Here is a 5,438-nt window from a genome sequence, read left to right as displayed (position 1 = left end):
AGGGCGGACCCGGAAAGGGTCCGCCCTCACGCGAAACCGCCGTCGGCCGCGCCCACGGCGGCAGCCGGACGGAGCCGGCCACCGGCCCGTTCCGCTCACGGCGTACCGCGGCGCGACCGAACGCGGCGACCGGGATCGGGCCCGGCTCGGCCGGGCAGCCCCCGGCCGTGCGGCGACCGGCGTCCGCGCGGGGTGCGCCGCGGACATCGGTCTCCGGGCTCAGCGCCCGCCGTCCGCCTCGGCCTGCTTGGCCTCGACCTCGGGGTCGACCGCCGCGCCGCGCTCCTCCGCGTAGGCGTCCTGCCCGACCTCGGTGGCGACCGGCGGCTCCACCAGCCAGTCCGGGTTGGCCTGCTGGTCCCACCAGCGCCACGCCAAGTAGGCGCCACCGGCGACAACGCCGGCCACGCCGACCCACTTGGTCGCGCTCCAGGCCGCCGCACGGCGACGGCGGCGGCGCACGGCCTTGCGGACGTCCTTCGCCGAGAGTTCGCCCCGCAGACCGGCGTACGCGGCGGCGGAGCGCGCGGCGGCCTTCTCGGCCGCCGGGCCCGCGGCTGCGCGGGCCTGCTCCAGCCGCGGAGCTGCCGCGGCACGCGCCTTGCGGGCGACGCCACGGGTGCGGTCGGCGGCGCGGCCCGCGGCCTCGTCGACACCCTCGGGGAGCGACTGGCGGGCCTGCTCCAGCCGCGGGACCACGTGCGAGGCGTAGTTCTCGCGGGCGGCGAAGGCCGCCTTCCGGGCGCGGGGCTTCAGGTAGGCGCCCGCCTCGTGTGCGTACTGCGACGCGGACTCCCGGGCGGAGGCTGCGTAGGGCCCCACCACGTCCGCCGCGTGACGCGCGGTCTCCCTCGCGTTGTCGCCGGCGGCGCGCACGCGTTCTTTGCGGTTCACGGGACAGACCCTCCTGTCGGTGGTTCGCTGTTGCGGTCATCGTGCGGTCATCCAGCAGTCTCAACAGACGCCTGGCACCGCTGTGCCGCCTGTCCACTCGTACGCAAATCATGCCGGGTACGACCGGCTCAGGCACGCGAAACGGGCATCCGGGGCACCGCGTGTCGCGTGGGCATGGGAGGATCATGCACGGTCAGCCCAAGGACGACGGAAGGTACAACGTGGCCGAGCAGCTCTTCGCGACCCTGAAGACCAATCATGGCCCCATCGAGGTCCAGCTCTTCCCGAACCACGCGCCGAAGACGGTGAAGAACTTCGTGGAACTCGCGGAGGGCACCCGCAAGTGGACCAACCCGGCCACGGGCGAGCAGGCCGCCACGAAGCTCTACGACGGCACGGTCTTCCACCGTGTCATCAGCGGTTTCATGATCCAGGGCGGCGACCCCCTGGGCAACGGCACCGGCGGCCCGGGCTACGAGTTCGGTGACGAGATCCACCCCGACCTCGCCTTCACCAAGCCGTACCTGCTCGCGATGGCCAACGCCGGACCGGGCACCAACGGCTCGCAGTTCTTCATCACCGTGGGTGCCACCACCTGGCTCACCGGCAAGCACACCATCTTCGGTGAGGTGGCCGACGCCGCTGGCCGCAAGGTCGTGGACGCGATCGCCGGCACCGCGACCGACGCCCGCACCGACCGTCCGCTCCAGGACGTCGTGGTGGAGTCCGTCACGATCGAGCGCCGCGACGGCTGAGTCCCGGCACACCGCCGGCCCCCACTCACCGGGGGCCGGCCGGGAACCATCCGGCCCCCTGATCCGTAGGATTCAGGGGGCCGGCGTGTGCCCCGCCCCCAGCGGGGAAGACCCCGGAGGGTCGCGCCGCGCGGCCCCGGCGGCGAGAGGACACCATGACGCAGCACGAGCGGCAGCCCGGCCTGAGCGCCTGCTTCCGCCACCCCGAGCGGGACACCGGCATCCACTGCACCCGCTGCGAGCGGCCGATCTGCCCGGACTGCATGATCGACGCGGCGGTCGGCTACCAGTGTCCGGAGTGCGTCCGCCAGGGCGCCGCCGAGAGCGCCGCGGCCCAGCCGCGCACCATCGCCGGAGGCCGGCTGCGCACCGACACCAGGGTGGTCACCCTGACGCTGATCGGCGTCAACCTCGCCGTCTTCGTGGGGCTGAAGGCCAGTGAGTACCTGGGCGGCGGGGAACTCGGGCTGATCCGCGACTTCGCGATGCTCGGCTACGCCTGGGCACCCGGCTCACCCGAACTGATCGGCGCCGCCACCGGCGAGTGGTACCGGATGCTGACGTCCGCCTTCATGCACCAGGCGGTCTTCCACCTCGCCTTCAACATGTTCGCGCTGTGGTTCCTCGGCCCGAACCTGGAGGCGGCGCTGGGGCGCGGCCGGTTCCTGGCGCTGTACCTCATCTCGGCGCTGGCCGGTTCCACGGCCTCGTTCGCGCTGGCGGCGCAGAACCAGTTCTCACTGGGCGCATCGGGCGCCGTGTTCGGCCTCTTCGGGGCACTGGCGGTACTGCTGCGCAAGCTGCGCTACGACATGCGGCCGGTCCTGGTGCTACTCGCCGTCAACCTGGTGATCACCTTCCTGCCGGGGCTGAACATCGCCTGGCAGGCGCACCTGGGCGGGCTGGTGGCGGGGGCAGCGATCGCCTACGGGATGGTGCACGCGCCGCGCCGCAACCGAACGCTGTACCAGGTGGGGGTCTGCGGCCTGGTGGTGCTGGTGCTCGTCGCCGTCTGCGTCGCGCGCACCCTTCAGCTGACCTGACCCGGGGGTGGCGGGGCGGCCTCCGCCCGCACGTGCGGTACGACCTGCGGTCACCACCCTGGGGTACGTGGTTATCCACAACCGGTACGCAGTTCGTCAACCCCTGTGGACAACACCCTCCGAACCTTCGTTCGAGTGACGTTTCCGCAGGCGAACATGGGTGCGGCGCCGCACTGGCGGCGCCGCGAACCCCCTGCTACCGCCGAGTTATCCACAGCTTTTGTGATCTTCGATGATCCTGTGGATAACTCGGCGCCACTATTTCCACTGCGTGGAAACCACGAAGCCGGCCCCGATGAAGCCGAACCCGACGACGATGTTCCAGGCGCCGATCGCACCGATCGGCAGGTCGCCCTCGGCGACGTAGTACACGACGATCCACAGCAGGCCGATCACGAACAGCGCCAGCATCAACGGCGCCACCCAGCGACGCACACCGCCACCGGTGCGCATGTCGATCTTCTGCGGCTTCTTCCGATCGACCTTCTGGTCGCCCTTGTCGCCCTTGTCGCCCTTCGCGTCACCTGCGAGCTTCCGCTCGCCGATCTGCTGCTTCTCGGGCTTCGCGGCGGAGCCGTCCTTCTTCTTCCGGATCCGGGACTTCGGCACGAGAGCCTCTCCTGTCTACGCGCTGCGGTCACACAGCAGAACACGGTGCGGGATGTTCGGATAGCGTAGTGCGTGAAGTGTCGATGAAGGGAGCAGGGTGCGGTGGGGGACTTCCGCTTCCGCCCGGCGCGGTTGGGCACCATAGGTGTCTTCATGCTGGCCGGACTGATCTTCTGGACCAGTTTCAGCGTCTCCGGCGGCTCCAACATCCGCACGGACGACTCGCTGCTCCAGATGTCGGACCTCATACGCGACCGCGGGCGGGAGAACGCGCGGCTGGAGGCCACGGCCGCCCAGCTCCGCACCGAGGTCCAGCAGTTGCGCGAGCGTGACGCGGGCGCCGACCCCGCCGGCGCCGAACGGCTCGCCGCGCAGGAGGCCGAGGCCGGGCTGGAGGAGGTCACCGGGGACGGCCTCACCGTCACCCTCACCGACGCGCCCCCGGACGCCGTGCCGCTCCTCCCCGACGTGCGTGATCCCCGCCCCGACGACCTCGTCATCCACCAGCAGGACCTGCAGGCGGTCGTCAACGCCCTCTGGGCCGGCGGCGCCGAGGGCATCCAGGTCATGGACCAGCGGCTCATCTCCACCAGCGCCGTGCGCTGCGTCGGGAACACCCTGATCCTCCAGGGCCAGCTCTACTCCCCGCCCTACGTCATCACCGCCGTCGGCGACACCGGGCAGCTCCGCGAGGCGCTGGACACCTCCCCCGCCATCGAGCTGTACCAGCTGTACGTCGAGGCGTACGGGCTGGGTTGGCAGGTCGACCAGCGTTCCTCGGTCACCCTGCCCGGCTACACCGGATCGACCGAGCTCCAGCACGCCACCCCCGTGGAGTGAGAGCCCGCGTCCGGATCGTGCCGCAAAACCACGATGCCGACCGACGGCACCGCCCCGCGTCGTACGCTTGGGCTCGCACGGCCACGCGCAGCGGCCGGCGGGGCGGCCCGCGGCAGGGTCACGCACCCGAGGAAGACAGAGAGGGAACCCTCCACCATGTACGGCTGGATCTGGCGGCACCTGCCGGGCAACACCCTGGTGCGGTCCCTGATCTCACTGGTCCTGATCGTCGGTGCGGTCTACCTGCTCTTCACCTTCGTCTTCCCCTGGGCCGAACCGCTGCTGCCCTTCAACGACGTCACCGTCGAGGGATGACGGCCGAGGGACAGGAATGAGGAACGGTCCGACTATGGCTACCCGTGTGCTCGTCGTCGACAACTACGACAGCTTCGTCTACAACCTGGTCCAGTACCTCTACCAGCTCGGCGCCGAGTGCGAGGTACTGCGGAACGACGCGGTCCGCCCCGAGCACGTGGAGGAGGGCGGCTTCGCCGGGGTGCTCCTCTCGCCCGGCCCCGGCGCACCCGAACAGGCCGGTGTCTGCGTGGAGATGGTCCGCCACTGCGCCGCGGTCGGTGTCCCGGTCTTCGGGGTCTGCCTCGGACTCCAGGCGATGGCGGTGGCCCACGGCGGAGCCGTGGACCGCGCCCCCGAGCTGCTCCACGGCAAGACGTCGCCGGTGCTCCACACCGGCGCCGGGGTCTTCGCGGGGCTCCCCTCGCCCTTGACGGTCACCCGCTACCACTCGCTCGCGGTCGTCGAGGGCACCGTGCCCGCGGAGTTCGAGGTCACCGCGCGCACCGAACGAGCCGACGGCACCCCCGGCGTCGTCATGGGGCTGCGGCACCGCACCCTCGCGGTGGAGGGCGTGCAGTTCCACCCGGAGTCGGTCCTGACCGAGGGCGGCCACCGAATGCTCGCCAACTGGCTCGCGGTGTGCGGCGACACCGAGGCGCCCGACCGCTCCGCGGGGCTCGCCCCCGTCGTGGGCCGCCCCGGGCACCGGTCGGAGGACCGCCGGAGCGAGCGGACCGCGGCGTGACCGGCCGGCGGCGGGAGGCGGCGTGACCGGGGGCCCGCGGTGAGCGCGGCGGGCCACGGCGACGGCAACGGCTGGGAGCCGACGGCCGGCACGCCGGGCTCCGACGACTACGCGGCGGCCATCGGTGCGCTCCACGACCCGCTCAACGACCCGCTGCCCGGCTCCTACGACCCGGGCACCGGCGCCGGTGGCGGCTCCGCCGGCGCGCCGGCGGCCGAAACGCAGCACGGGCCGCTCGGCGGCGCGCCTCAAGGC

7 protein-coding genes and 1 pseudogene are annotated in these 5,438 nt (G+C 72.1%); 6 read left to right on the top strand and 2 right to left on the bottom strand.

Annotated features, from left to right (window positions below):
* Positions 1–219: 219 nt before the first annotated feature.
* Positions 220–894, bottom strand: a complete 675-nt coding sequence (locus HCJ92_RS21775; protein ID WP_167935317.1) for a DUF5324 family protein — start codon at positions 892–894, stop codon at positions 220–222.
* A gap of 221 nt (positions 895–1,115) precedes the next feature.
* On the opposite strand from HCJ92_RS21775, the gene HCJ92_RS21770 reads away from it, so the two are divergent.
* A complete protein-coding gene (locus HCJ92_RS21770) occupies positions 1,116–1,649 on the top strand; it encodes a peptidylprolyl isomerase (protein WP_167935320.1) in 534 nt (177 codons plus the stop codon).
* Positions 1,650–1,804: 155 nt separating this feature from the next.
* Complete coding sequence (locus tag HCJ92_RS21765; RefSeq protein WP_167935316.1) at positions 1,805–2,692, top strand: rhomboid family intramembrane serine protease; 888 nt, start codon at positions 1,805–1,807, stop codon at positions 2,690–2,692.
* A 258-nt stretch (positions 2,693–2,950) separates the two neighbouring features.
* On the opposite strand, the gene HCJ92_RS25690 is transcribed toward HCJ92_RS21765, so the two are convergent.
* Entirely contained in the window at positions 2,951–3,301 is a 351-nt protein-coding gene (locus HCJ92_RS25690; protein WP_312871404.1) for a cell division protein CrgA, read from the bottom strand.
* 153 nt (positions 3,302–3,454) lie between these two features.
* On the opposite strand from HCJ92_RS25690, the gene HCJ92_RS21755 reads away from it, so the two are divergent.
* The 4 genes and pseudogenes from HCJ92_RS21755 to HCJ92_RS21740 all read left to right on the top strand — a co-directional run.
* Positions 3,455–4,141 carry a DUF881 domain-containing protein gene (locus HCJ92_RS21755; RefSeq protein WP_167935318.1) on the top strand — a complete coding sequence of 229 codons (687 nt, stop codon included), beginning with the start codon at positions 3,455–3,457 and terminating at the stop codon, positions 4,139–4,141.
* A gap of 156 nt (positions 4,142–4,297) precedes the next feature.
* Positions 4,298–4,456 (top strand): hypothetical protein, encoded by a 159-nt coding sequence (locus HCJ92_RS21750; protein WP_167935315.1) that lies wholly within the window; start codon positions 4,298–4,300, stop codon positions 4,454–4,456.
* A 34-nt stretch (positions 4,457–4,490) separates the two neighbouring features.
* Positions 4,491–5,183, top strand: a complete 693-nt coding sequence (locus HCJ92_RS21745) for an aminodeoxychorismate/anthranilate synthase component II (protein ID WP_167935314.1) — start codon at positions 4,491–4,493, stop codon at positions 5,181–5,183.
* A 39-nt stretch (positions 5,184–5,222) separates the two neighbouring features.
* Positions 5,223–5,438, top strand: a pseudogene (locus HCJ92_RS21740) (hypothetical protein); the annotation flags it as partial.

It is taken from the genome of Streptomyces spiramenti (genome assembly GCF_012034385.1).
GTDB lineage: Bacteria > Actinomycetota > Actinomycetes > Streptomycetales > Streptomycetaceae > Streptomyces > Streptomyces spiramenti.
The sequence above is the reverse complement of the archived record's forward strand: the minus strand, read 5'-3'. Positions and strand labels throughout refer to the sequence as shown.

Coding starts and splice junctions, on each gene's coding strand:
- HCJ92_RS21745 (WP_167935314.1), top strand. CDS start 4,491: ATGGCTACCCGTGTGCTCGTCGTCGACAACTACGACAGCTTCGTCTAC.
- HCJ92_RS21750 (WP_167935315.1), top strand. CDS start 4,298: ATGTACGGCTGGATCTGGCGGCACCTGCCGGGCAACACCCTGGTGCGG.
- HCJ92_RS21755 (WP_167935318.1), top strand. CDS start 3,455: ATGCTGGCCGGACTGATCTTCTGGACCAGTTTCAGCGTCTCCGGCGGC.
- HCJ92_RS21765 (WP_167935316.1), top strand. CDS start 1,805: ATGACGCAGCACGAGCGGCAGCCCGGCCTGAGCGCCTGCTTCCGCCAC.